Source organism: Synechococcus sp. MIT S9451, assembly GCF_047304725.1.
Classification (GTDB): Bacteria; Cyanobacteriota; Cyanobacteriia; order PCC-6307; family Cyanobiaceae; genus Synechococcus_C.
This window is the reverse complement of sequence record NZ_CP138971.1, coordinates 2,156,840-2,182,154: the sequence shown is the minus strand read 5'-3', so window position 1 is coordinate 2,182,154 and position 25,315 is coordinate 2,156,840. Positions and strand designations below refer to the sequence as shown.

Genomic DNA, 25,315 nt, shown 5'->3' with positions numbered 1-25,315 from the left:
GTGCTGGCCTCACTCAACCCTGGCGGACGAAGGCGTGGGCAGTGGGGGCCTCTGCGGCTGTAGACGACCCAGCATTGACTCGAGCGGTCGCGTGGCCTGCAACCTGCGAGGAGAGGCCTGTCGGCGCCAGAGACTCCGACCGAGAAGAAGTCCATTATCGAGCTGTTGCCAGCCGAGAGCGTTGATTCGTTCCTTCGCGGTGGTGTCTTCGCTGTTGCAGATGAGCGTGGCCTGTGGATGATCCTTGGCGACGGTCGCGAGCATGAACGCCAGCCCCTGATCAAGACGTTCATCCCAGGCGGGTTCGCGAAGCAGTTCGAGCACCAAAGCTTCGTCGCAGCGTTGCTGGCGCACGAGAGCTGCGATGGCCACTGCGCGACTGGATCCGCTGGTCTCTTCTGAGGCTGAAAGCAGAATGCCGGTGCCCGGACCCCGCTGATCCAGCAGATCCTCGGGGCGGCGATCCACGATCTGGCGTTGATGGCTGGTCGTGGAGGCTTGATCCAGTGGCCAAACCAGCGATGCGCTCCTCCGATCGATCGCGACCCAGCGGCTGACATCGGGCCAGGCTGTTGGATCGTGATCTGATGGGGTTGCTGGTGAACGCCAGCGGCAGAAACTTCGGATCGGCTGGAAGCCGAGCTCCCTCAGCACCGCCAGCAGAATGGAGTCAGTCTCATTGCAGCGAAGGATCCAGCTGCGGGAACGGGTGTGAGCTCCCAGAAGAGCCAGCTTGATCAGTTCCCTGATGATTTGCCCCTGGCTGTGCTCGGTGGGAGACGTGAGCTGCTGTAGTTCAAGCCTCCAGCAGCTGCCTTCGCGGTTGTGGGGCCTGATCACCAAAAGCGAGCGGATTTGCTCGTGCTCACTGGCAACCAGGGCAAGCGGTTGCCTGCTGATCAGAACCCCAGGTAGGAGGCTTTCGGCTCTGCTGATCCAGCCACGAAACAAACAGGTCTGAAGTCTTGGCAGAAGAGCGGCCTGATCTGTGGCCTGGAGCCAGGACAGATGGGTCGCTTTCAGTGGCTCAACTTTCAGTGAGCTGCTGGACGACTCCACCACCTCGCATCCTCAGGGCGTGTTCACAATGTATCCCGCGTTTCCGGGTGAGTGCGTCATCCTCCGGCTCGTACCAGCACCAGCGGGGTGCGTTCGTTGGCATTGCCTGCAGGATTCGGACGTAGGGCGCGATGAAGCAGGGCTTCGTCGCAGCCATGGCTCGATGCCAGCACTTTCACTCGGCCAAGATCATTGACGTCGACAATGGCGACGGCCACGCCGAGGGCATCGGCCGCCTCCTGGCACAACTGTTGCGGACGAGATGGACCGAGAACGATCGTCTGGTCATAAGGCGGTGTTGTGCCGGTGACGTCATCGATGAGTCGGGCCTGGGAGCCGGCTAGGCGATAAAAGCCACCCGGACTACCAATCAACTTGAGGCCAAAACCGAGAACCCAAGCGAGGAGTACGCGGGTCGGTCCGACCTGGTCGATCAAGGTCTGCAGGCCACAAGCAGTGGCCAGGCTGCTGGTCGGGTGGAATGTTCTGCAGAGAAGTCGTGATAACCAGCTCGGTTGAAGATTGGCTGGGTGCGCATAGCGACCCTGAATCACGGCAACGGGTGTTTCCCCGATCGTGAGCACATCACCGGGTTGAATCAGCCCGCCTGCGTAGGTGCGCATCACGGCAACGGTGTCATCGAGCGGTCCCAGCAGATGGGTCCGTATCGGCAGTACGGCACAGTCATCGCCGCGATTGAACAGTGCCTTTTCGGGCTTGAGCGGGGTGGGTCGTTTCATCGGCACCACCACGCCCTGTCGGCGTTGCAAACGCCCGAAGGGGCCATAGTTCACCCAATGCACCTCGGCCCAAAGGGTGTCGACATCCTCTGCGGCGTTCACCCCGCCCCCAGACAGGATGCTGATCTCAACCTTTACACGGGTGCTTTTGCGCCCTTTCACGATGTATGCAGCCCAGTAGCCGTCGTTGCGTGATGCCTCGTCTGGGTGATGGGGGGTGATTTTGGTTTGAATGCTTAGCGAACCAAGGTCGCATTGCCCCAAGAGCGTTGACTTCACGTCAATCTCAGGAACAAAGACCTCCATGCGTGCATGGGGGTTATTGATCTCGAGCCATCCCTCCACGAGCAAGTCATTGCCCTGTGGTGAGACCGACCAGTCACGGGGAACGAGTTGAAGTGGAGAGGCTGGTCTCAGTCGATGGCGTGACTCCAGCCAGATCACGCTCAGACCCAGGAGAAGAAGGATCAGGAGCAGGACTGACATGCGTAAATCGACCGAGGGCCGGAAGGATCAGCCGCGCAGCGTAAGCGCTTTCCGATCAGGCTTCAGCGGGTCTGCACTTCCGTGTTGACCTCGTTGAAACTCAGACTGGTGCTGACCCCTTGCGGAGCAGCGATCCCTGTTGCTTTGCTGATCGCTGCATTGATCGATCCCAGAGGCACTTGCCCCTCCTCATCAAGGAGAATGTTGCCGTTGCCGTCGACAACGACCACTTGGGGGATGCGCCCGTGCCAATAGCTGGCAGGGTCGGCAGCGCCCATCGCTTCACGTCCCTGAAGTGGATCTGTGGTGAGTGGCATGAGATCCACCGCATTTCCCCAGAGGCGTTGTAACTCAGAAACGACGGGGGCGAAGGCTTTGCTCGTGCTGCTGTCGTCGAGATAGAAGATGAGCACGCTTGTTCTACCAGCTGCTTGGGACTCACTCAAACTTGTCGCTGGTGGCACCAAGGATCCGTTGCCGGCGTAAAGGGCGTAGATGTTGCCGTCGTAGCTGTCGCTGTTCAGGCTTGCCATCGCGGGTGCCCCCAACGCTGTGATGGCGATTACAAGGCCCAAGAGCGAAGACAGCAAACGTGCCATGGAGCGTTGCAGGAAAGGAGCATTCTGCAGCCAGCTGCTCGACCCTGGCTACTGCAAAACGATGTGTTGATTAATGCCGCTCGACAGGGCGTCGACCGAGATTGCGACCCATGCCTTGGGCGATGCCGCGGCCGACAAGACCAATGGCACGGCCAATCACCTGAGTCAGAACCACCACCATCAGGTCACCGATGCGTTGGACCAATGCTTGAACCTGGGGTGCAATCGCATCTCGGGCTTCGAGCAGAAGAGCTACCTGCTGTTGCCACCAGCCCAGTGTGCGTAATTCATCATCACGGGGTTCGGTTAGAAGCAGAGGCTCAATGCGTCCTGCGCGCAGTTGGTAGAGCAGACGTTGGCTTTCATAAAGCCGAACCGGCCGTAGCACCCAGCCCTGCCAGCGTGACTGGTTGTTGAGTTGGTTGCGCAAACGTTCCAGTTCGCGAGTTGAGATCAAACGCTGGTCCAGAAGATAACGACGCAGTTCCGGCCACTCGCCGCAGATCCCAAGCAATTCGGCACTAATCAGTTCGGCATTGCGGACCAGCCAGTTGCTGACAAGGGTCTCCAGTTGCAAAAGAGCTCTGGGATGGTCGGCGGGGAGGAGCTGACCGTCCACAAGAACGGGTTGGTCACGTAGCAGTGGATCGAGCATCCGGCGTGGATCAGGCAGTTCTTCATCCCGTTGGCTCAGATCTGAATCGTCAATCAACTGCTGCGCCACGCTCTGCAACGCTTCACCACGAGGAAGGCGCACATAGTTTCCGGTCATCGCTTGGATCGCCTGGCGCCTCAACTCGGGTTGGAGACTTAGCCATTGCTCTTCAACGTCCGTGGGCTGGATCGAGCTGGTCTGGGTTCTCAGACGTTCGATGACCTGGTCGAGTTGGTTGAGAAGGGCAAGCAGCAGATCACGTCGGCGTTCTGGATGGAGACCCTCAATCGCTAGCAATCTGCCGGTGCCATTCCCCAAACCAGTGACTAATGCGGTCTGGACCCGCTCTTGGATCGACGCCCAGACCGCCATCGCATTGCGTTCTCTCACGGTGATGGCCATGCCCGATCCAAGCGGCGCAGGCTGCTCGGAGTGGGTGTCGCTACCCGTGGTTAAACCGTGATGTGCCAAGGGTTGCGCGTCTGCAAGCCCAACTTGCAAGGGGCCCCAGAGCCAAAGCAACAGGTTGCGGGCGCTTCTCAGCTCCCGTTGACGACCTTCCAGCAAAAAACGGAGGAGCAGGTTCTCCGGTGGGGGGGTCAACAGAGCATCGATCAGTTGAAGATCGTTGCTGATCTGTTGCAGCCCACTGCTGAGCAGCCATTGGCCGAGCCCCATCGGAGCTTGTTGTTGTGGTTGTGCTGCTGTTGAGTCGAAGAGGCGAATGATTCGGCCGCCATTTAAAAGAGTGGAGATCCCCTCACGCAGAGTGGGTAGGTCTGGAGCCTGAAGCAGTCCAGGACAGTCCAGATTGAGCAGATCGCTTGTGGATAGGCGCAGAGACTTCGGCAGCAACAACAGCAACGGTGAGGGTTGCCAGTACTCCTGGAGCTTGATCAGTTCCGCTTGAAGCAGGCTGAGCGACTGCACATCTTCGACGGACCAAATCACCAGACAGGGGTGCGCTTTGAGCTGATCTGCCCGTAGACAGACAGCGCATTCAGGATCGTCGGCTGTGAGTTGGAGAGCTAGCGACTCACCCAGAAGTCCAGGAGCCAGCAGCAGGATCTCGGCTTTCGCAGCGTTCACCGGGTCACCAGCAGGTCCAACTGCTTCAAACGTAACGAGCAAATGGAGGGATCTCCAGTGCCGAGTGCAGATCAGTTTCCGCTTCGCCGACCGTTGAGCTGAAGGGTGTACGACTCAATGCGATAGCCGGTAACGGTCTCGATCCGTTCCAGCAGATCTGCGGGGAGTTTCACATCGATGTCTTCGATACGCCCACTGTCGAGGCAGGTGAGGTGACTGTGGGGATCGCTCCGGTAGCCGTAAAGCCGTCCATTGGCCCGATCGAGGCACTCGATCACACCCGCGGATTGAAGCGCTTCGAGGTTCTGATAAACGGAGGTGTGGCCAATACTTCGGCCCCGGGCATTCAACTTCTCAAAAATGTCCCGTGCACTCATATGGCTTGCTTCACTCCACAGCAGATCGAGCACCATGCGGCGCTGTCGACTGAGGCGCATACCAAGCGTTCGACAGCGTTCGAAGGCGTCATGCACCCCTTGACCGATCAGTGACGGTTCAGAAGGCGAATTGTCACCAGATCTGCCCGTCACAGTCGTTGATGAAGTGACTTCACCTTAAGAGGACGGTTCTCTCAATGCACGTCAGGCCAGAGCGTTCATGCCAGTGTCTGGATCCTGAAGGCGGCCTTCTCCGATGGCCTGAATCGCCTCTTTCAGCGTCACTCGGCCGTCGTAGAGCGCGCGACCGACAATCACGCCAGAGACGCCATGTGCGGCAAGACCAAGCAGTGCCAAGAGATCGGCCATGCAGCCCACGCCTCCGGAGGCGATCACAGGCACTGAGCTGGCTTCAGCCATGCAGCGAAGGGCGTCGAGATTCGGCCCGGCAAGAGTTCCGTCTGTGGCGATATCGGTGCTGATGATGGCAGCAAGACCGGTGCGGCTGAGCTCGCGGGCTAGGGACGTGGCTTCCACATCACTCTCCTTCAACCATCCTCGTGTGGCGACCTTGCCGTCTCGGGCGTCAATCCCCACCACGATTCGTCCGGGGTGTTTGTCTGCCAGATCTTTCACCAGACCTGGATCCTCGATCGCTGCGGTGCCAAGGATGACCCGATCAAGGCCGTAATTCAGCAGGGACTCTGCCCGCTCGAAAGAGCGCACCCCACCGCCCAGCTGTACAGGGATCGATAGCGCTTCAGTGATCCTGCGCACCATGGCGTCATTGACCGGAGCACCACTTTTGGCACCATCAAGATCGACAAGATGGAGACGGCTTGCGCCTTGCTCCTGCCAGCTCAGGGCCTGGGTGACGGGGTCATCGCTGAATTGGGTGACCTGGTCGTAGTCCCCCTGATGCAGGCGCACGCAGGCTCCATCGAGAAGGTCGATGGCGGGGATGATCTCCATGCCTCTGGTCAGTGATCTGTTGATCATCCTGCAGTGCTGAGTCACGACACACGCTTCAATAGCGGCGAGTGGCGCTGATGTGATGAAGATCCTTGTGATGGGTGGAACCCGTTTTGTGGGGAAGCCTCTGGTGGCATCCTTGTTGGCTCAGGGGCATGAGCTCACACTCTTCACCCGAGGGCGTCAAGCCGCTCCTGATGCTGTTGTGCATCTCAAAGGCGATCGCACCAATCCGGATGATCTGCTGCAGCTCAAAGGTCAGCACTTCGATGTGATCATCGATAGTTCAGGTCGTTCACTGGGTGACACCCAGTCGGTGGTGGCCGTTACCGGCGCGCCTTCACACCGGCTTCTTTATGTCAGCTCTGCGGGTGTTTACGCCGGTTCGGATGTTTGGCCGTTGGACGAGCAGGCGGAGGTGGATCCTGCCAGTCGTCACGCTGGTAAGGCGGAAACCGAGGCTTGGTTGCTGCGGGAGGGGATCCCCTTCACCAGCTTCAGGCCGACCTACATCGTGGGCCCGGGCAACTACAACCCTGTGGAACGGTGGTTCTTCGATCGTGTTTGTCATGACCTACCGGTGCCGATGCCCGGTGATGGAACCACGATCACGCAGTTGGGGCATGTGGACGACCTCGCCGACGCGATGCTGAAGTCTCTGGCCGTGGATGCAGCGGCGAATCGGATCTACAACTGCTCTTCTCGGAAAGGAATCACCTTCTCTGGTGTCGTGAAGGCGGCTGCTCTGGCCTGCGGTAAGGATCCCAGCACTGTGGACATCCGTCACTTCGATCCCAGTGGTCTGAATCCAAAGGCTCGAAAGGCCTTTCCGTTACGGCTTGACCATTTCCTTACCGACGTGAGCCGCGCCGAACGAGAGCTTGCCTGGGTGCCTCGCTTTGATGCCATCTCAGCGTTCCAGCACAACTACGATCTCGACTACAGCCAACGACCATCAGCGTCCCCCGATGTCAGTGGTGATGCGGCCTTGATCGGCTTGGCCTGAGGTACCCCACCGCTGAGTGAAGGGCTAAAAGCAGCGAAGGCCAGAACAGCCACCACCCCAGTTGTTGCAAGGTCAGGATCAGAGGCTCTGGCCCCCAAGCATCGGGCCAGAGCAACAAGAGCAGGCTGATGAATTGCAAAACGGTCTTCGCTTTTCCCCATTGCGACGCTGGCGCCCCATCGTCGGCATCCCTGCGCCAACCTGAGATCAACATCTCTCTGGCAAGTAAGAGCCAGACCGCCCACAGAGGCAGGGTTTGATGCGTCGCCAACCAGATCAGAGGAGCGGCGAGGAGGAGTTTGTCGGCGAGTGGATCAAGCCGAGCTCCCCAGCTGCTGCCCCCACCTGCTCGTCTCGCCATCCAGCCATCAAGGGCATCGCTGATACCAGCCAGTAGAAGGAGGTTCCAGGCCAGGGCTTGTTGCTGGGCGATCAGCGCGATCAGCAAAGGAAGACCTGCTATAGCCCTGAATACGGTGAGGCGATCGGCCCAGGTGCGCCATCGGGATTCCAAGCTCAGAATGCATGCAGTTGGTTGCATTCCATGGTGCTTCAGCAGACGGTCCGTGATGTGATGACCTCTCCGGTCTTGACCGTCACGCCTGAAACCGAGCTTCAGGAAGCTGTGAGATTGCTCAGTCAGCATCACATCAGTGGGCTTGCAGTGGTCAACGGCAAGCGTGAACTGATCGGTGAATTGACCGAGCAGAATCTGATGGTGCGAGAGAGCGGTGTGGATGCCGGTCCTTACGTCATGCTTCTGGACAGCGTGATTTATCTGCGCAATCCACTGAACTGGGACAAACAGGTCCACCAGGTACTCGGTAACGCGGTGCAGGATCTGATGGTTGATGACACGCACTCCTGTGCCGAAACACTGCCTTTGCCGAAGGCAGCTGCTCTGCTGCATGAGCGCAGTACCCAACGTCTTTATGTTGTGAATGAAAGCAAGCAACCTGTCGGCGTTATTACCCGAGGGGATGTGGTGAGAGCTCTCGCTGATCAGGGTGGTTGATGCGGAACGCTTTGATCAACGCGATCCGTCCTGCTGCTCTGTTTCTCCTGGCGCTGGGGACGACACTTGGACTCCCTCTCCAGCCGGCACAGCCGCAGGCTTCACGGCGTCCTGTCGATGAAATGGAAGAAAGTGATTTCCTTGATCTTGTTGATCAGGAAGGGCTTGTGCTGATCACTGCCATCGGTGTGGAGGCGGTTGATGCAGAGGCTCGTCGGCAACGGCTCAGCCTTCCTGCTTTGGGTTACTGGTCACCTGATGGAGGTTGCTTCCGCCGTCCTCCTCAGGATGACTGCAATGGAATTTTTAACCCCTGAAATGTCCTCAGGGCATTGGTGGAGGCAGCAGTGGCGGCGGCGGTGCGTCATGGAATTGTTCCGGCTGTTGATCAGCGGAAAAATCGTTTTCAGCTCTCTCTCCCCTGCCTTCGGTCTCACTGGGTTGGGGGATGGCCACGGGGTCAGGCATGACAAGCGGGGGTGGCAAGTCAGGTGGCAGGTTCGGGCGGAGAGTCGGTTCAGCAGGAGAAAGTTGCTGTTCGGCAGAATCTCCGCGAATGGGGTTGGGGGCGGGGCTGAGACTCTCTCTCAAGACCAGAGGATCTGCGGTAATCGGTGGCTCAGGCAGAGGGGAGCGATCAGAGGGGATCTCCAATGTTTGCTCTGCTTGGCGATCCGGTCGTTGAACAGGCCCCGATCTTGGCGGCCAGATCATGCGTGCAACCGGTTCTACGCCTTGTTCCATCACCCGGTTCAGTCCTGCGAGAGAGCGGTCTAAGAGCCGTCCTGCAAACCACTGACTGCAGTCCAAGGGATTGGAACAGCGTTGATTCATCCTGATTTTCAGCCCGATGTTGTCCATCAGGTCACCGCGTAAGGGGGCGCGACGTTGACTCAAACGCAGCAGGTATGGAACGTGCACGAAACTGGTCGCGCCGCCACTGATCCAATTGGCGTCCTCTTCTGTAAAACCTTTGACCCCAGGAATAATCAGTCGGCTCTTGGAGGCGTGATCGGGTAGATAGGCGCTCACTAGCCCGCGACGTCTTGCCAGGTCTCGTGTTTGCTCGAGTGTGAGGCCGTCTTTGCTCATCAACATCTCAAGTCGGCCGTCCTGACGGAGCCCGAACACCATCCGGATCCTTGGCAGGTAGTAGCGGATCCGTTGGCCCATGCTGATGCTGTAAGCACCTGTGTAAGCCGCAGGCGGCTCTTCCAAGTCGTTGTAAACGCTGTGAAGACCCCCGATGAATGTGTCGTAGAGCGCGGATTTCTCCGCTGTCAGTTCGCCATAACTGAAATCGACTCCTCCGTCTTTGCGGATGCCGATCGAAGCGCGTTGACGCGCAGCGGTGCGGTTACGCCCCTTCCAGACCTTTTGACCGAACTTGAGGTCTCCCAAGGGCACGGTGATCTCCTGGCCCCCTGCTTCGAGGTGACGCTCGTACATCGGCCCGGTGACGTAGGCCAGAGCAGCGGTGTCCTGGAAGGCATCCTGTTCACGGTCCCATCCCTCCAGCAGTCCGATCCTCACTTTGCGGGGATCGAAATCAAGGGCGTAAACCTCATCATCAGGCACGTAGCGAAACGCACCTCCGGCCTCGCCCAGATTGTCGAAACTTGCGCTGGTGCCCCGCTCCCCTGGGCCAGGAGTGTCGGGTGCTAGGGCAATGAGCGTGGCAAACGTGATCAGGGGTAAGCCCACAATCCAGAGCCGTTTGCGCAGTAGCCATGGACGCCTCCTGCGGCGTGCTTGCCGCCGGCTCTTGGTCTTTGGAAGGCGTTGTGGCGATTCAGGCTGAGGCTTTCGTGCTCTGGCCTGGGCCGATTTGGAGAGAGTGCTGGTCACCTGGCCACCCTCGCTTCATCCCGGTTGGGATGGGGTTCGAACCAAGGAACGATGGCATGGTCCGCCACGAGCCATTTGCGATATCCCTCGTCGCAGTGATGACCACCCGTCAATTGTCCAAAGGCCGGAATCAGCAGACGCTGTTGAGAAGGGTTGTAGGCAAAGCAGGGAAGCCTGAGCCTGTCGCAACCGTTGCCAATGCCGGCAACTGGATGAACATGACCGCAGACATTGAGCAGCTGATCCTGCTGCTCAGGCGGTGTTTCCGGTTCATGACTTAACCAGAGGTCTCCGCATCGATAACTGGGCTGTTGAGGCAGGCCCTCGATCCGGCTGGAGCGGTCGTGGTTGCCTCCGATCAACCTCACAGGGCAGCCACAGAGATCTGGAAGCGAGCGCAAGATTTGGCGCAACCTCTCTGTGAGCCCGAGTTCGCCATGGATCAGATCCCCAAGCACGATTAGCAGTTGAGGGCTGAAGCGTTGGCAGAGCTCGATTAAGGGGTTGAGGGTGCCTTGATCGCCATCGCTAGGGATCGGGATGCCATGGCGTTGAAACAGTTCGGCCTTGCCGAGATGCAAATCAGCGACGAACAACTGGCTGGCCTTGGGTCTCCACAGAGCACGATCGGCCAGAAAAACCAGCTCCTCACGTTGCCATTGCCAGGTGTGACTTATCCCCGGCATGGGTCGAGCCTGATGTCAGATCCGCAGTGCATTTGAGCATCTTGGCGAATAACACCTGTATTGGCCAGCACATTCCTTGAAGAAATGCCAATGTGCGTCCATGTAATTGCTGTGATTTCCGCATGACCCTGGCATTGCTTCTTGCTCTGGCTGGTTCGCTTGTGGCGATGGGCCTGATTGTGCGACGTCTCGATCAGGGTTGAAGTTGTCATGCAGCATCTGCGTCTTCTGCTGCTCGCGGTCATCCTTCTGGCCACCACACCTGTCGATGCCTTTGCAAGGGTGCTTCGGGTTGGAATTAGTGGCACAGCTCCCTTTGTCGTGAGAGAGGGGAGTGTCTACAGCGGTATCAGTGTCGAAATCTGGCAGGACGTATCCACTCGCTTGAATCAGCCATTCGAGTGGGTTGGTCAGCCCAATACCGATGCGAGCCTGCGTGCCCTTGCGAAGGGCGATCTTGACCTTGCTGTCGGTCCGATCAGCATTACGCCTCAGCGACTGGCTGATCCGCTGATTGATTTCACCCAGCCCTACTTTCTGGCCGAAGAAGGCTTGTTGGTGCCAATCACTGCGCCGAGCCTGTTCCGACGCCTCCAACCGTTCTTTGGGCTGGCGGCACTCTCCTCTGCTGGAATTTTGGTCTTCCTGCTGTTTGTTGTCGGCAACCTGATCTGGTTGGCTGAACGTCGCCGCAACAGCGATCAATTCCCCCGCGCCTACGCCCATGGTGTTGGCAATGGCATGTGGTTCGCGTTGGTCACACTGACCACTGTTGGCTACGGCGATCGTGCCCCCCAGTCCCGCACCGGCAGAGCGATTGCCGGTGCCTGGATGGTTCTTTCCCTCGTTGCCCTTTCCTCGATCACCGCGGGCCTGGCGACCGCCTTCACCGTGTCCTTCTCAAGGACGGCGCCATCAGGGATTGAGTCTCTCGATGACCTCAGCCAGATGTCGGTCGCAGTGGTCAAGGGCACTAGTGGCGAATCGCTCGCAAGCTTCTACCGGGCTCGGTCTGAAGTGGCGGAGACCCTTCCGGAGGCGGTTAAACTGCTCAAGAGCCACCAGGTGGAGGCCGTGATGTTCGATTCCGTTCAGCTTCGGTACTACCTCAGTCAAAATCCGAGATCTGGGCTCAAAGTCTCTCCGTTCTCTGTCGCCAAGCAGGCTTACGGATTTTCAGTGCCTGTAGGCAGCCCATTGCGCACACCGATTGATGTGCAGTTGGTCAATATGCAGCTCGACGGCAGGATCAAAAACATCACCCGTCAGGCCTTGAAGTAAGAACCTTTAGGGCTTTGCAGAGCAGGGGACGGTTTCACACAAGGCTTTGGTGACGTCGGAGCCCATCCTCAATCAGAAAGGAGGCCAGGCTGCTGCAGCTGCGACCTTCTCGAAGGGCATGTTGCTTGAGTTGTCCCATCACCCCTCCCGGCAATGTCACATTGAGACGTTCGGACTCAGCTGCCTCGGCGACGTCTGCGGCGGTAGGTGATGGGGTCTCTGCTTCGAGGCGTTCCTGAAGCTCCTTCAGCAGTGATTGGAGGATTGACACGTTTGCGTTACGGATTAGTAACCAAATCGTAGCCCCTGTCGTTCGTCCGGCGGCTGAGGGTGCACGCGTTAATCTGTCCCGGACTTAACGGGAGTTGTGATGCGATCTCTGGCTATGAAGCTTGCCCCTGGCCAGGATCTGCGTCATGTCCTCGAAACCCTGGCCCTCAGCCACAACGTGTCGGGTTATGTGCTTGGTGTGGTCGGCAACTTGTCGAGAGCGGCTTTTCAATGCCCAGGCCAGTCGGAGCCCAATGTTCTTGAGGGTGACCTCGAAATCATCACGCTTCAGGGCCATTTCTCACCCGAGGGAGCTCATTTGCACCTGAGCCTTTCGGATGCTGCTTGCCAGGTGTGGGGTGGCCATCTCGAGCCGGGAACGCTTGTGCTCAAGGGTGCTGACCTTCTCTTGGGTCTGCTCGATCAACCTCTCCCCCAGACTCCATCCACTCTGGATCCCAACCAACCGAATGAGGTTGAGCCGAAGCCTGTTGCACCCCTTGCTACTCCCCGCGTGGAGGTGGCCGTGCTTCCAGGTTGCCCCTGGTGTACACGTGCTATTCGCATTCTGCGCAGTCTCGACATTGCTCATGCGTTGATCACGGTCGACAGTGATGAGACCTACAACGCATTGCATCAACGCAGTGCAATGACCACGTTCCCTCAGGTGTTCATCGACGGCGCTGTGATTGGCGGATACGACGCTCTTGCCCAGCTGCATGCGGATGGATCTCTGGACCAACTGCGTTGACGGACCCTCCTTCTTCCCAGGCCTCATCTGATCAAACTGCTGACCTCTGGGCCCTCAAGCCCTGGTGGTGTCAACCCTGGTCAATCCTGCTGACAGGCCTTTGTATTTCGTTGGCCAGTTGGTGGTTCTTTCACTTTCTCTGGCTCACCATTGCCGTTTCGTTGGCTGTGTTGCTTTGGTGGCTGTTGTTTCTGGTGCTTGCACCGAGTGCTTATCGCTTGGCGGCGGAGCAAGACCAGTTGGACCGGAACATCCCATAAACCGTGGTCTGAGGTGTTGGTTGAGCAGACCCTTAGTTAGGGCTGCTGCTCTAGCCGATAGCGCTGCTTTTCGCTCATCAGCTCGTTTTCCAATTGACCAATCAGTCTGCTGACGAGGGTTTGAAATTCGGGTTGGCATCCGCGGAATGCTGCTTTGTGGCGGATCGGCTCGTTGCGGGTGCGTAGATCGGTGAGCATCAGCTCCAGGGCGTCGATGCTGGCGTTGCTGTTCATGGCTCGGATCCACGTTCCCGAGAGGCTATGACAGGGGCATGACCTGGCGATAGCCACCGGCTTCGATCACCTGCAGCGACGTGTCGAACAACGTCGTCAGCGCTTGGCCGTTCAGGATGTGATCCTTGGGGCCGTCTTGCATCACAGCCCCATCTTTGAGACAGATCACACGCGTGATCTCGGGGATGATCGCCTCCACCTGATGGGTGATCATCACCAAAGTGGTTTGTGATTGACAGAGCTGACGCAGTTGGTTGAGCAGGCTGTGCTTTGCCCTGAGATCAAGAGCATTGGTCGGCTCGTCAAGCACCAGCACATCCGGTTGGTGGACTAGAGCCCTCGCGATCAGCACGCGACGGCGCTGGCCATCGGAGAGACACGTCCATCGTTCCTGGGCAAGCTCGGCGATGTCGAAGAGCTCTAAAAGCTGGAAAGCTCGATCCAGCTGGCTGTTGCTCGGTGTTTGATCTTGACGTAGCCCAACGGATCCAAAGAAGGCGGAAAGAACCAGATCGATCACACGCACGCGGCGGGGGACACGCTGTTCCAGTTCGGTTGATACCAGGCCAATCCGACGCCGCAACTCCCACTGCAGGGGCAAGTCAGACCCGAGCAGTCGTAGGTGAGAGCCTGGTTTCACCACAGGATGAATACTGCGGTCAATCAGTCGTACTAACGTACTCTTCCCCGATCCATTCGGTCCGAGAATCGCGGTGTGCTCACCGGTGCGAAGGCTGAGAGTGAGATTGTGGAACACACATCTGGTTTCGATCCAGGCTTCAACGGCCTCCATCTCAAGCCAGGGGTGAGTGCTTTCTGTCACTGAGTTGTTGTTGATGTCGGCCGTCTGTTCGCAGTGTGGATCAAGATCATGGCGAGCGGATCGCTCTCTCGGTGGTCGCCTTGTTTGTGCCCGATGTGGAGCGCCTCAGGGCTCTGTTGTGGTTCGCTCTAGGCCTCGGGGTTCTCAACAACGCATCCAGATCAGCTGGTGGTGGTGGTTGCTGCTGGGTCTTGCTCTTGTGGTCATCCTCCAGCTTCTTTGATCGGGTTCAGGTGCCTGTCAAAAGGGAGATTGGAGCGCAGCTGTTGAACCACCAACTTGAGGCAGCCTGCAAGCGCACGATTTTCGTTGAGTTGTCTGCTGTAGATCCTTCCTCGCTGGATCTGGCCCATGCTCGCAAGGGTTAGATCTTGTCCTTCCATCAGATTCAGTGACTCAACCGCCACTGGCAGTGGGCCCACGAAAACGTGCAGCAGTCGCTTCCTGTTGTGGTGGGTGAACCAGGGCGTCAAGTGGCTGGCCCGCAGATTGATCTCTTCCAGCAATTCCCGTCTCAATCCAACTTCAGCAGACTCGCCTGCTTCGAGATGACCCCCGAACAGACCCCAACATCCGGGGGCAATGATCCCTTCGACGTCATCTCGGAGTTGCAGAAGCCAGCGGTTGTTCTGATGCAGCATGGCGACGGCTACCTCGGTGCGAGGAGTCATGGTTGAGCGGTTGTGTCGCTGTCATCAGCTTGATTCAGATCATTCACCTAGTCCATTGGCTCAAAGTGAAGTGTTGGTCAGATCAACTCGGGATGGTTGGGATCACCCTTGAAGGGGCCAATGACGGCTGAGCTGATCCAGCCTCCATAGAAGCCTCCGGGTTGCGGTATCACCGCTTCGTCATTGAGCCAGCACCCATCCATCAGGCCTGGGTAGAGAGCGAACCAACCTCGTATCGCCGCAAAGGGAGGTGACGGTTGGTGATAACACCAAACAGCTCTGGGCACTGTTCGGCTTTGGCTGCAGACGTCGAAGTAACTGGCGACACCTTTCCATTCGCAGAAACTGTGACCAGAGGTTGGCCGCAACAGTTGCCTCTTCGTCTGGTCCGGTGGAAGGTAATAGGTGGGTGGGTGAAAGGTCTCCAACACCTTCAAACAGCCAGTGCCATCGAACAACACGTCATTGCCGATTTTTACAAGAACGTGTTCAGTGGCCTCTTCAATTCTGGGAGGACGTGGATAGTCGCGGACATGTTGCAAGGGGATCAGCTGCATCAGCGTTCACCGATGATGGCGACGGATGGTCAACACTGAGATGCCCAAATCTCCTCCCTTGCAACCGGTGGTCATCCTTGGAGGTTTCTTGATTACTCCGGAGGCCTATGCCGGTATCGCCTCTTGGCTACGTCACCAGGGTGCGGAGGTGGAGGTCGTGCCAGCCAGCCGGTTGGATTGGATGCTCACCACCTGGGCGTTGGGCTGGACGCGTTTGCTGGACAGGGTGCATGAGCTTGTGACGCACCTAGCGCGTCATTCGCCAACGGGGAAGGTGACACTCATCGGCCACAGCTCAGGTGGCGTGATGCTGAGGCTTTATCTCACAAACGAGCTCTTCGCTGGTCGCTGTTATCGGGGCTCGGACGTCTGCAATCGACTGATCACCCTTGGTAGCCCTCATCAAGCCCGGCGCGCCACCCCGCTTAGGGCCATGGTTGATCGTCGCTTCCCTGGTGTAGCCGTCGACGGCATTGATTATTTGGCTGTCGCCGGTTGCCTTGATCTTGCCTCCGCGAATGCGAGTGGATTTAGCCGCCGCAGTGCTTCTGGTAGCTACCGAAACATTGCCGGAACGGTTGATGTCGACGGTGATGGACTGGTGCCCGTCGAGTCAGCGCTGCTGACAGGAGCACGCCATTTGGTGCTGGCTGACACGGCCCATGGCGGTTTGTTTGGTTCGAGCTGGTATGGATCGGATGACCGGATTGGCTTGTGGGCGAATCAGATCGGTTTGTAACCGACCCAGTCGGGTTGGAAGCTGCAGGACGTTTGATTCGGAGCGGGGACCAGATGAACCTGCCAACCTTGTAAGTCGTCGATGGGTAGGCAGTCGTCGACTCCCCCCAGCTGATCAATGGCATGCAAGTCGTCTTTGTGCTGCTGCAAGGCACCACACAGCCAACGTTGACGAGCTCTGGATTTGGCTGCCTCAGCAGTGGGTGCCACCACACACCCGCAATGATGCAGCTCCTGTAACGAATGGGCTTCATAGGCGCCCATGTTCACGAACCAGAGGCGCTGTTTCACGGCTCCAGCAGGACTGAATGGCGGCTTGCTTTGGCGTTGCCCCACCCGCTTCAATTCAATCGCATAGCCATCAACACAATGCATGGCGACGTAGCTGTCGATGTGCAGGCCTCTACGACTGCCGAACCATTGCAGCTTCAGTTCTGAGAAGGTGTCGTCGATCCTCTCGCCAGCCACCCAACGCACGTCATGAAGCTCAACATGCGACTGGCGTGTGCGGCCACCGAGGACGACTAAAAAAAGAACCGTTTTCGTTCTCATGGCATCAGCGACCGACATGGCTGCAGCGGAGAGACGGATGCTGACCGTAGCTTTCTCTGGGGAATTGGCCTGGTGCTGCTTGGCTTGCCGAAGCATTTCTAGGTCGGTACGGAGAAGCAGCCCTGAAACATTCGATCTCATTCACCATGCCAAGACATGCAGAACGGTCCTATCCCTCACGCTTCAAGGCATCAGCCTGCATGCGTTGAATCCGTTCCAGTATGGATTCATTACTCATCCTGTTGTTCAGTCTCTCAACAAGAAGAGGGAAGGCCAGCGGCCCTGGTCGCGGTGTTGGTTGATGGATGATGTCGCTTTGAACCATCCGTTCTAGTGATGCCTTGAGGCGGGGTAGTTCCAACTGTTCCTTCAGCACTTCCTCGCGGGCTTGGCGTAAGAGCAAGCTTGAAGGCTCATGTCGATTAAAGACATCGAACAGGAGAGACCCGCTGATCTGGAGCTGACCCGTACTTTTGCTCTTACCCGGGTAACCCTGCACCAGCAGCCCAGCCACCTGGGCAATACTGCGGAATCGTCGCTTACACAGTTCTGAGAGATTGAGGGCTTGTTCCAGATCCTCCTCCAGGCATGCAACATCCAAAAGATGTTCCATGTGATGGTTGATCAGCTCAGCAAATGGATAGTGGCGAGGAGCTAGTAGCTCGAAGCCGTAATCGTTCACCGAGACGGTGACCGTGCCTCGATGCAACCGTGTCAATCGGGTGGCAAACAGGAAGCCCAGTCCTTCGTGCACAAATCGGCCTTCAAACGGAAAGACGTAGAGATGGCTACCTTCCTTTGTTTCACACGTTTCCAGCAGCAGCTGATCCGCCTGTGGAAGGATCGAGAGATCTTGCTGCCTTACAAACAACGGTTCTAAGGCTTGTAATTCGGCATTGTCCAACTCCCCTCGACCGGCCCTAGCAACCTCTTCCCGAAGCTGGTGGGTGAGGAGATCAGAAAGGGCCATCTGACCTCCGGCCCAGGCAGGAACAGTGGTGCTTTTTCGTGTGCTTGCTTTCACGTATGCGGTCATGTCGCGCAGACGCACAAATTCCAGTTGGCGGCCCGCGAAGAAAAAAAACATCCTTCGCTTTCAGTTGACTGATAAAGGTTTCTTCCACATGCCCGAGAACAGCACCTCTGACAAAGCGGACTCGTATCGATGGTGCTGATGTGATCGTGCCAATGTTGAGACGGTGTAAGCGTGCGATGGGACTTTGCTTAACCACCAGTCGTCCTTGTTCGTCGACCTCGAGCTTGCGGTAGCGCGAATAAGCACCAAGGCATTCTCCGCCGTGCTGCAGAAAACGTAGACACCAGTTCCAGTCCTGATCACTGAGCTGGCGGTAAGTGGCTGTGCCCCGAATGGCATGCAGGGTCTCCTCTGGGTGGAAGCCTGGACCGCAGCCCAGGGTCGTGAGATGTTGCAGCAACACATCAAGGGGTTGATCGGGGGGGTGACGCTCCTCAACCAAGCCGGAGCAGAGCCCACGCCTCACGGCGCTCAGTTCAAGCAGCTCCAGGGCATTGGTTGGCATGAAGAGCACCTTTGAGGTGGCGCCTGGACGATGGCCAGATCGACCGGCCCGCTGCAGCAAGCGAGCCAGATTCTTGGGCGAACCGATCTGCACAACCCTCTCCACAGGTTGAAAGTCAACGCCGAGATCGAGCGAACTTGTGCAGACCACCCAAAGCAGTGTTCCCGCTTTGACGCCGGCTTCAATCGCTTCTCGTTCCTGTCGATCAACGGCGCTGTGGTGCAGGGCAAGCAACCCCTCCATCTCGGGGCAGGCGAAACGAAGACATTGAAACCAGCGTTCCGCCTGGTTTCGGGTATTCGTGAAAAGCAGGGTGCTGATCGTTGGCACCAGCTGTCCCACCAGGTCTTCGTAACGACGGAGTCCGAGATGCCCTCCCCAAGGAAAACCATCGATGCTGTCTGGAAGGACGCTGGTTACTTCAAAACAGCGTTGTCGTCCTCGCGTGATCAGGACGGGCTGATTGTTTGGGCCGAGAGCATGGCGGGCGGCTGTCTGCAGGTTGCCGATCGTCGCGCTGATGGCCCAGGTCTGAAGCTTCCTGTTCTGCTGCCTCAACCAGCTCAGGGCCAGCTCCGTTTGGGTGCCACGTTTGCTGGCGATGAGCTCGTGCCATTCGTCCAGCACCACCGTGGTCACAGCGGCGAAAAGGCTGTTGGCATGCCGACTCGCCAACAGCACGCAAAGCGATTCTGGTGTGGTGATCAGGATCTGCGGTGGTGTCTTGATTTGTCGATTGCGTTCAGTTGTGCTGGTGTCGCCATTGCGGATGCCGACCCGCAATGGCCACTTCATCGTCTTGATTGGTTCCTCTAGGGCGCTGGCCAGATCACGGCTGAGGGCACGCAATGGCGTGATGTACAAGAGCTGAATACCCTCTCTCGCTGATGTTGCAGCGAGCATTTCCGCCATGGGCGCCATCACTGCGGCGTAGGTCTTTCCCGACCCTGTTGGCACCTGAATCAAGCCGGAGTGTCCAGCCAGATGGGACTGCCAGGCCTCCCGTTGAAACTGTTGAGGACTCCAACCCTTATGACTGAACCAAGCATGGATTGGCTCCAGAATCGACGTATCTGGGGTCAACGTCTCTCACCTCGTGGGCTGTTCAACAACTGCTCCGCACTCTCTAAGCAATCGGCACTTTGCGCCGTGCGGTCGTGGCGCCAACGCAGGATGCGTGGGAAGCGCACGGCTAGTCCGCACTTGTGTCTTTTGGAAGGTTGAATCCCCTCGAAGCCGAGTTCAAAGACCAGTTCTGGTTCCACGACCCTTGTCGGTCCGAACCGCTCGCGGGTATGGCTCCTGATCCAGCGGTCAAGCGTCAGAATTTCAGCATCCCCAAGGCCGGAATAGGCCTTGGCGAAGGTCACCAACTTGGGCTTGTTGTTATCCGTCGCCCTGCAATCCCAAAGAGCGAAGGTGTAGTCCGTGAAAAGGTTTGCGCGGCGACCACTGCCTGCCTGGGCGTAGATCAAGACGGCATCCAGCCGCATGGGGTCAAGCTTGTATTTCCACCAGTGACCTCGTTGACGTCCTGCCAGATAGGGCGAACTCAGTTGTTTGAGCATCAACCCTTCGGCACCGCCTTCCCCTGCAATTGTGCGCAGCTGCTCCAAGTGGTCCCAACTCTCTAAGCGATGGCCAGCACTGCGTTGCAGACGCCAGCTCTCCTCAATGTCTGCAACAGAGTTCAGGGCATTAAGCGCAGTGAGGCGCTGAACAAGAGGATGTGCTCGGAGGTCCTTACCCTCTTGCTCAAGTAGGTCATAGGCGATGAACTGCACCGGGCATTCCTGACGAATCTTTGCCCCGACATGCTTACGGCCGATCCGGCGTTGAAGGTTGCTGAAAGGAAGGGGACGGCATTGATCACGTCCCCAACAGATCACTTCACCATCAAGCACAGTGTTGACCGGTAATGCTTTGGCCATCGTCACCAGCTCAGGGAAGCTGACATTCACCAGTTCCTCACCGCGGCTCCAAAGAAAGACGCCCTCTTTGCGATGGATCAGCTGCCCTCGGATCCCGTCCCATTTCCATTCAACCCACCAGTCTTCCGCTGGTGTGCAGACCATTCTCTCTAGTTGCACCGGACTAGCCAGAAAGAAGGGGTAAGGCACAGCCCCTCGATCGCGTCGCGTCTGCTTCGCCGGTGCTGTTAGTTGATCAAACCACTCGGCACTGGGTTCAACCTCTCCCATGAGTCGTTCCAGCACATCGGTGTTGCGTAGAGAGAAGGCAGCGGCAATGGCTTTCACCACGAGGCCGCGGGCCACACCAATGCGAAACCCACCGGTGATCAGTTTGTTGAGGAGCCAATGATGCTCTTCCGGAACCGTCGCCCAAATCGAGAGCATGGCCTCTTGTTGCTGGGTTGGGGAGGAACGCGCCAAGGACGGCAATAACGTCTCCATCCACCAGTGCAAGGTGGGTTTGTTCGCCACTGCTGCGAGGAGGTCGCGGAGTTGTGGATCCTTCAGTTCAGGCCGTTGGAGGCATTGATCCTTCAACTGTGGCCATAACAGGCAGATCGTTTCAGCTGAATCGCCGACGTGGCTGTGGCATTCGTTGAATAACCACTCTGGAAGTGCGACTGACTCCTGCAGGATCTCGCGTAATCGCCGCCCCGTCAGCATCCGACGTCGGCGTTCCCCGAGCAGCAGTGCCAAGGCCCAGCATCCATCCTTGGGATCAACGGCGACGAGGTAGTTCTTGAGCAACTCCACTTTGCGCAAGGAGCTGCTGGTGCCATCCAAGCAATCGATTAATTCACCGAATGTTTCCACCGATCGGGGTCAGGCTGAGGCCAAGGGCAACGTGTTGCAGGTGTTGGCCGAGCAGAACAAGGACCAGCACAGGATTGACGAGCCGAGGTTGACGTTAGATCAACTGAGTTCGCTGAGGGGAGTGGCGTCGATTCCTTCGACTTCCTTGAGGTAGCGCACCAGCACATCGTTCTGGCCGTGGGTCACAAACACCTTTTTCGCTTTGCTCTCCTTCACGGTTTGGATCAGTCCTTGCCAATCGGCGTGGTCACTGAGAACAAAGCCACGTTCATACCCCCGTCGGCGTCGCGCGCCGCGCACAGCCATCCAGCCTGAGGCAAAGCCGGTTTGTGGTGATTGAAATCGGCGCATCCAGCTCGACCTGTGGGCTGATGGTGGTGCCAGCACGAGTCGGCCAGCCAGGCTTTCGTTCTTAGCGACTTCACTCACTGGACGACTGGGCAACATCGCGACCTTCGCTGAGCGGTAATGACGTGTGACGGTCTCCACGGCTCCGTGCAGCAAGACCTCATCATCAAGGCCAATTGCGGCGAGCTCTGCGAGGATTCTTTGGGCTTTGCCGAATGCATAACAGAACAGCAGAGACGGTCGCGTTGTGTCGCTTTTCCACCAGTTGCAGATGTCGTGCGCTATCGCTGCGCCATCAAGCCAGCGATAGATCGGTAGAGCGAACGTCGCTTCTGTGATCAACACATCGCAGCTCACAGGTTCGAAGGCAGAGCAGCTTGGATCGGCACAACGTTTGTAATCGCCTGTGACCACCCACACCTCTCCATCGACCTCCACACGGATCTGAGCGCTGCCGAGAACATGGCCAGCACTGTGAAAGGACAGGGTTGCCGCTCCGATGCGGTGCTGTTCCCCATAGGCCAGGGTCTGGAGATTGATGTTTTGCCCGAGACGTTGGCGCAGGATTCCAGCACTATTTGTGGTGGCCCAGTACTCCTCACACCCCGCCTTGGCATGGTCTGCATGCGCGTGGGTGATCAAAGCTCTACGCACGGGGCGGTGCGGGTCGATCCAGGCATCAGCCCTGCGGCAATACAGACCGCTATCGGTGAGCTCCATGACTGGCATGCAGACATTCTGACCTTGCGATCACTGGGATTGAGAGCCGATCGTTTGGTTGGCGTGCTGTCTGCTCGGCTTTGGCGAGCTCCGATTCAAGGCCGTTCACCGCTTGGGATGCCCGGTTGTCGATCGCGTCGGCGCCATCCCAGCCCCTGTCCTGCCGCAATGGCGTACGGGGGCGATGAAGTGTTCGTCGCAACGTCGGTGCTGCGAATCTCAGAACGGCTGGTTCCGATCAGCGACTCATCTCGAGCATTCGCTGGATCGGTGCTTCCGCTTGGGCGCGAAGGGATTCTTCCATGGTGATTTCTGGCGAGAGAGACACCAAGCACGCATGAAGCTTTTCGAGGGTATTGAGCCGCATGTAGGGGCAAGCGTTGCAGCTGCATCCATCAGTGCCAGGAACATCGAGGAAGTGCTTCTGAGGAAGCCTCCTCTTCATTTGATGAATGATCCCAGGCTCAGTCAGAACGATGAACGTCTCAGAGGTGCTGGTTTCGGCGTATTGGAGAAGTTTGCTGGTGGAACCAATGAAATCTGCCTGTTCAAGCAGGGATTGGATGCACTCGGGATGGGCGATCACTTCGGCATCGGGATGACGCAGTTGCAATTTGAGAAGTGCCTCCTCGCTGAAGGTTTCATGCACGATGCAGCGTCCAGGCCAAAGAGTGAGATCTCGGCCGCTCTGGTTCTGAACCCAACGGCCAAGATTGCGATCCGGAGCGAACAGAATCGGTCTGTCATCGGGAAGCTGTCGGACAAGATCAACGGCGTTGCTGCTTGTGCAGATCAGGTCACTTTGAGCTTTCACCGCAGCACTGCAATTGATGTAACTCACCACCAGATGATTGGGATGCTGCGCCTTAAAGGCAGCGAATTCATCCGGAGGGCAGTCATCGGCTAAGGAGCAGCCTGCCTCGAGATCAGGCAAGAGAACGGTTTTGGCTGGACTGAGAATTTTTGCTGTTTCTGCCATGAAGTGAACACCGCAAAACACGATCACATCGGCGTCGGTGTTGGCTGCCTTGCGTGAGAGTTCAAGCGAATCTCCGATGAAATCGGCGATGTCCTGCACCTCTGGCTCCTGGTAATAGTGCGCCAGGATCACCGCGTTGCGTTGGCGCCTCAGGGCGTCAATCGCCGCTGCCAGTTCCGTGGGTGGCGGAGGGGCTACCACGGCCGATGCGGGAACAGAAACAGCGGTCATTAGGACCATCTGCGGCAGGATGGGGATCAGCCTAGGCACCCCCCCTGACTGCAACGTCCCCAAGCCTGCGTGTGGCCATCGCTGGTGATCTGCATGGGGTTTGGTCTGATGCGGATGCACGTCTGCTTGATTGCCTTGCCCCCGATGCCGTTTTGTTTGTCGGTGACCTCAGCGACGGGGACCGACGCCTGACGAAGGCGATTACACGTCTCTCTTTTCCTGTGGCGGTGATCCTGGGAAATCACGATCGCGGCCGAGATCGCAGTGGGGCTGTTTTTCAACAACAGATTGATCTGTTGGGTGATCTGCACTGTGCCTGGCGGATGCGTCACTGGGACACCCCCTGCTTGGGTGTTGTTGGCTGTCGTCCAGGTACGGCTGGTGGAGGTTTTCACCTCTCCCCTGCTGTTGAGGCGGTTGTTGGTCCGCTCACCATGGAACAGTCGGCCGATCGGATTGTGGAGGCATGTCGTGCGGTCCCTGACGATTGGCCGCTTGTTTTACTTGCGCACTGCGGACCGACCGGACTGGGGTCTGAGGCTGGTGATCCCTGCGGCAGGGATTGGAAGGCTCCAGCCTGTGACTGGGGGGATGGTGATCTCGCTTTGGCCATCGATCGCCTGAGCTGCCAACGTCGTCCCCAGTTGGTGGTGTTTGGTCACATGCACCATCAATTGAAAGCGAAACAAGGGCAGCGCCGCACTTTTTACCGCGACCGTCATGGCACGGTTTACCTCAATGCGGCTTGTGTCCCTCGTCGAGGCCTGGATGGGGACGATCGCACCCTGACCCACTTCTCTTGGGTCGAGTTCGGGCATGGTCAGCTCAATCATGTGAGTCATCGCTGGTACCTGCCCGATGGATCTTTGGCCTACGCCGAAACCCTTTATCAAGCTGGCGATGGCATCCCGTCATGAAGGTGCTCGTTTATCTCGCTCTCAGCAGTCATGGCTACGGCCACGCTGCCCGTCAGGCGGCCGTGGTTTCGGCTTTACATGCGTTGCATCCGCTCTGGCGCTTCGTCGTCAGTTCCAAAGTGGATCCAGCCTTCCTCAAGCTTGTTTTCGCGGGTTTGCCCGTTCTCTTTCGGCAGCTGCGCTGGGATGTGGGGATGGTGCAGGCCGATGCTCTCCATTGTGATGAGCAGGCCACCTTGATGGCTCTGCGGACCCTGGAACACCATCTCCCGGAGCAGATTGACGAGGAAGCCCGCTGGATCAGGGCTCAGGGGCTGCCTGTTGTGGTGCTCGGGGACATTCCACCTGCGATCAGTACGTTGGCCCGACGCATCCATGCACCGCTGGTATGGATGGGAAATTTTGGCTGGGACGACATTTACTCCCCGCTGGGGAGAGCCTTTCAGCCTCACTGCCTTGAGGCCAGGGAGGCTTATGCCAGCGGTGATCGTCTGTTGCGCATGCCTTTCGATCTGGCGATGGACTGGGGTGTGCCTGAACGCAGCATCGGACTGATTTCGGCCCAGCCCAGACCTGTGCCTTTGGATTTTCAGCATTGCCTCAGCAGCCTTCAAACCCGATTGGTGTTTGTTGGCTTTGGTGGTTTGGGCCTCTCGATTGATCCCCGATTGTTTGATCTCTGGCCCGACCATCATTTCCTGATGGCGCCTCCTTTAGATCCCCGTCATGCCGACAACCTGCGGGCCATCACCAACGTGACGTTGCTTCCAGCTGGACTTCGACCTGTCGATGTCATGCCCATGTGTGATCGCTTGCTGGGCAAACCTGGTTTCAGCACTTTCTCTGAGGCGCTGAGCGCTGGGTTGGGTTTGCATGTCGTTGAGAGAGAGGGATTCGCAGAGGCGAGGGCGTTGATGCAAGGTCTGCGTCGTCATGGTTGTCATCGTCTTCTCTCAGCCCGCGGCTTTGCGGAGGGTGATTGGCAGCTGAATCAGCCCTTGATTCCATCCACGGAATCACCGTTACCGGCGAACGGTGCTGAGGTTGCAGCCCTGGAGATTTCCCGCCTTGTGATGCGGGGATCCGCTTAAACCACTCTGAGATAAGCCTTTCTTATTCAAAAG

The 25,315-nt window shown here is 57.9% G+C and carries 27 protein-coding genes and 1 pseudogene; 9 read left to right on the top strand and 19 right to left on the bottom strand.

Going from position 1 to position 25,315, the window contains the following annotated elements:
* Positions 1–9: 9 nt before the first annotated feature.
* The 6 genes from SIB72_RS11375 to hisA all read right to left on the bottom strand — a co-directional run bounded on the left by SIB72_RS11375 (position 10) and on the right by hisA (position 5,977).
* Positions 10–1,062: a hypothetical protein gene (locus SIB72_RS11375; RefSeq protein WP_115121510.1), complete on the bottom strand. Its 1,053-nt coding sequence runs from the start codon at positions 1,060–1,062 to the stop codon at positions 10–12.
* A 53-nt stretch (positions 1,063–1,115) separates the two neighbouring features.
* Positions 1,116–2,285, bottom strand: coding sequence for a F420-0:Gamma-glutamyl ligase (locus SIB72_RS11370; protein WP_413743932.1), 1,170 nt, complete (start codon positions 2,283–2,285; stop codon positions 1,116–1,118).
* 62 nt (positions 2,286–2,347) lie between these two features.
* Positions 2,348–2,884: a thylakoid membrane photosystem I accumulation factor gene (locus SIB72_RS11365; protein ID WP_413743931.1), complete on the bottom strand. Its 537-nt coding sequence runs from the start codon at positions 2,882–2,884 to the stop codon at positions 2,348–2,350.
* 70 nt (positions 2,885–2,954) lie between these two features.
* The gene (locus SIB72_RS11360) at positions 2,955–4,628 is read right to left on the bottom strand and encodes a DUF3685 domain-containing protein (protein WP_413743930.1); all 1,674 of its coding nucleotides are present in this window, start codon (positions 4,626–4,628) and stop codon (positions 2,955–2,957) included.
* A 71-nt stretch (positions 4,629–4,699) separates the two neighbouring features.
* Positions 4,700–5,065, bottom strand: coding sequence for a Fur family transcriptional regulator (locus tag SIB72_RS11355; RefSeq protein ID WP_244281710.1), 366 nt, complete (start codon positions 5,063–5,065; stop codon positions 4,700–4,702).
* 144 nt (positions 5,066–5,209) lie between these two features.
* The gene (gene hisA, locus SIB72_RS11350; protein WP_413745116.1) at positions 5,210–5,977 is read right to left on the bottom strand and encodes a 1-(5-phosphoribosyl)-5-[(5-phosphoribosylamino)methylideneamino]imidazole-4-carboxamide isomerase; all 768 of its coding nucleotides are present in this window, start codon (positions 5,975–5,977) and stop codon (positions 5,210–5,212) included.
* An 82-nt stretch (positions 5,978–6,059) separates the two neighbouring features.
* On the opposite strand from hisA, the gene SIB72_RS11345 reads away from it, so the two are divergent.
* Positions 6,060–6,983, top strand: a complete 924-nt coding sequence (locus tag SIB72_RS11345; RefSeq protein ID WP_413743929.1) for an NAD-dependent epimerase/dehydratase family protein — start codon at positions 6,060–6,062, stop codon at positions 6,981–6,983.
* Here SIB72_RS11345 and SIB72_RS11340 read toward each other — a convergent pair.
* Positions 6,949–7,524, bottom strand: coding sequence for a CDP-alcohol phosphatidyltransferase family protein (locus tag SIB72_RS11340; RefSeq protein WP_115121515.1), 576 nt, complete (start codon positions 7,522–7,524; stop codon positions 6,949–6,951). The two genes, SIB72_RS11345 and SIB72_RS11340, sit on opposite strands and share 35 nt — an antisense overlap.
* A gap of 3 nt (positions 7,525–7,527) precedes the next feature.
* Here SIB72_RS11340 and SIB72_RS11335 point away from each other — a divergent pair, with 3 nt between their 5' ends.
* Both SIB72_RS11335 and SIB72_RS11330 read left to right on the top strand, forming a co-directional pair.
* Entirely contained in the window at positions 7,528–7,998 is a 471-nt protein-coding gene (locus tag SIB72_RS11335) for a CBS domain-containing protein (RefSeq protein ID WP_115121516.1), read from the top strand.
* A complete protein-coding gene (locus SIB72_RS11330) occupies positions 7,998–8,315 on the top strand; it encodes a hypothetical protein (RefSeq protein WP_413743928.1) in 318 nt (105 codons plus the stop codon). The genes SIB72_RS11335 and SIB72_RS11330 overlap by 1 nt, the downstream gene beginning before the upstream one ends.
* Before the next feature lie 7 nt (positions 8,316–8,322).
* Here the strand turns inward: SIB72_RS11330 and SIB72_RS11325 are convergent, their stop codons facing one another.
* Both SIB72_RS11325 and pdeM read right to left on the bottom strand, forming a co-directional pair.
* Positions 8,323–9,846 carry a hypothetical protein gene (locus SIB72_RS11325; protein WP_413743927.1) on the bottom strand — a complete coding sequence of 508 codons (1,524 nt, stop codon included), beginning with the start codon at positions 9,844–9,846 and terminating at the stop codon, positions 8,323–8,325.
* Positions 9,843–10,532, bottom strand: a complete 690-nt coding sequence (pdeM, locus tag SIB72_RS11320) for a ligase-associated DNA damage response endonuclease PdeM (RefSeq protein ID WP_413743926.1) — start codon at positions 10,530–10,532, stop codon at positions 9,843–9,845. Before pdeM ends, SIB72_RS11325 begins: the two co-directional genes overlap by 4 nt.
* A 210-nt stretch (positions 10,533–10,742) precedes the next feature.
* Between pdeM and SIB72_RS11315 the strand changes: the two genes are divergently transcribed.
* Entirely contained in the window at positions 10,743–11,813 is a 1,071-nt protein-coding gene (locus SIB72_RS11315) for a transporter substrate-binding domain-containing protein (protein WP_413743925.1), read from the top strand.
* Positions 11,814–11,847: 34 nt separating this feature from the next.
* Here the strand turns inward: SIB72_RS11315 and SIB72_RS11310 are convergent, their stop codons facing one another.
* Positions 11,848–12,084 carry a ribbon-helix-helix domain-containing protein gene (locus SIB72_RS11310; protein ID WP_413743924.1) on the bottom strand — a complete coding sequence of 79 codons (237 nt, stop codon included), beginning with the start codon at positions 12,082–12,084 and terminating at the stop codon, positions 11,848–11,850.
* Between the two features lie 99 nt (positions 12,085–12,183).
* Here SIB72_RS11310 and SIB72_RS11305 point away from each other — a divergent pair, with 99 nt between their 5' ends.
* Together SIB72_RS11305 and SIB72_RS11300 are read left to right on the top strand one after the other, a co-directional pair.
* Entirely contained in the window at positions 12,184–12,834 is a 651-nt protein-coding gene (locus SIB72_RS11305; protein ID WP_413743923.1) for a PCC domain-containing protein, read from the top strand.
* Positions 12,831–13,094, top strand: coding sequence for a DUF6737 family protein (locus tag SIB72_RS11300; RefSeq protein WP_413743922.1), 264 nt, complete (start codon positions 12,831–12,833; stop codon positions 13,092–13,094). Before SIB72_RS11305 ends, SIB72_RS11300 begins: the two co-directional genes overlap by 4 nt.
* 36 nt (positions 13,095–13,130) lie before the next feature.
* Here SIB72_RS11300 and SIB72_RS11295 read toward each other — a convergent pair whose 3' ends face one another.
* From SIB72_RS11295 to SIB72_RS11280, 4 genes are all read right to left on the bottom strand, one after another.
* Positions 13,131–13,328: a hypothetical protein gene (locus SIB72_RS11295; protein ID WP_115121522.1), complete on the bottom strand. Its 198-nt coding sequence runs from the start codon at positions 13,326–13,328 to the stop codon at positions 13,131–13,133.
* A gap of 25 nt (positions 13,329–13,353) precedes the next feature.
* The gene (locus SIB72_RS11290; protein ID WP_413743921.1) at positions 13,354–14,151 is read right to left on the bottom strand and encodes an ABC transporter ATP-binding protein; all 798 of its coding nucleotides are present in this window, start codon (positions 14,149–14,151) and stop codon (positions 13,354–13,356) included.
* A 203-nt stretch (positions 14,152–14,354) separates the two neighbouring features.
* Positions 14,355–14,822: an NUDIX hydrolase gene (locus tag SIB72_RS11285; protein ID WP_413743920.1), complete on the bottom strand. Its 468-nt coding sequence runs from the start codon at positions 14,820–14,822 to the stop codon at positions 14,355–14,357.
* Between the two features lie 77 nt (positions 14,823–14,899).
* Positions 14,900–15,379: a DUF427 domain-containing protein gene (locus tag SIB72_RS11280; protein ID WP_413743919.1), complete on the bottom strand. Its 480-nt coding sequence runs from the start codon at positions 15,377–15,379 to the stop codon at positions 14,900–14,902.
* A gap of 40 nt (positions 15,380–15,419) precedes the next feature.
* Between SIB72_RS11280 and SIB72_RS11275 the strand changes: the two genes are divergently transcribed.
* On the top strand, positions 15,420–16,118 hold the full coding sequence (locus tag SIB72_RS11275; RefSeq protein ID WP_413743918.1) for an esterase/lipase family protein: 699 nt from the start codon (positions 15,420–15,422) through the stop codon (positions 16,116–16,118).
* On the opposite strand, the gene SIB72_RS11270 is transcribed toward SIB72_RS11275, so the two are convergent.
* The 5 genes and pseudogenes from SIB72_RS11270 to nadA all read right to left on the bottom strand — a co-directional run bounded on the left by SIB72_RS11270 (position 16,103) and on the right by nadA (position 23,274).
* Positions 16,103–16,810: a DUF1543 domain-containing protein gene (locus tag SIB72_RS11270; RefSeq protein WP_413743917.1), complete on the bottom strand. Its 708-nt coding sequence runs from the start codon at positions 16,808–16,810 to the stop codon at positions 16,103–16,105. The genes SIB72_RS11275 and SIB72_RS11270 overlap by 16 nt on opposite strands.
* Before the next feature lie 28 nt (positions 16,811–16,838).
* A pseudogene (locus tag SIB72_RS11265) lies at positions 16,839–19,275 on the bottom strand (ligase-associated DNA damage response DEXH box helicase).
* A gap of 14 nt (positions 19,276–19,289) precedes the next feature.
* On the bottom strand, positions 19,290–20,996 hold the full coding sequence (locus SIB72_RS11260) for an ATP-dependent DNA ligase (protein WP_413743916.1): 1,707 nt from the start codon (positions 20,994–20,996) through the stop codon (positions 19,290–19,292).
* Positions 20,997–21,095: 99 nt separating this feature from the next.
* The gene (locus SIB72_RS11255; protein ID WP_413743915.1) at positions 21,096–22,073 is read right to left on the bottom strand and encodes a ligase-associated DNA damage response exonuclease; all 978 of its coding nucleotides are present in this window, start codon (positions 22,071–22,073) and stop codon (positions 21,096–21,098) included.
* A gap of 229 nt (positions 22,074–22,302) precedes the next feature.
* Positions 22,303–23,274, bottom strand: coding sequence for a quinolinate synthase NadA (gene nadA / locus SIB72_RS11250; protein ID WP_115121529.1), 972 nt, complete (start codon positions 23,272–23,274; stop codon positions 22,303–22,305).
* Positions 23,275–23,339: 65 nt separating this feature from the next.
* Here nadA and SIB72_RS11245 point away from each other — a divergent pair, with 65 nt between their 5' ends.
* Together SIB72_RS11245 and SIB72_RS11240 are read left to right on the top strand one after the other, a co-directional pair.
* The gene (locus SIB72_RS11245) at positions 23,340–24,191 is read left to right on the top strand and encodes a TIGR04168 family protein (protein WP_413745115.1); all 852 of its coding nucleotides are present in this window, start codon (positions 23,340–23,342) and stop codon (positions 24,189–24,191) included.
* Positions 24,188–25,282 carry a hypothetical protein gene (locus SIB72_RS11240; RefSeq protein WP_413743914.1) on the top strand — a complete coding sequence of 365 codons (1,095 nt, stop codon included), beginning with the start codon at positions 24,188–24,190 and terminating at the stop codon, positions 25,280–25,282. Before SIB72_RS11245 ends, SIB72_RS11240 begins: the two co-directional genes overlap by 4 nt.
* Positions 25,283–25,315: the final 33 nt, after the last annotated feature.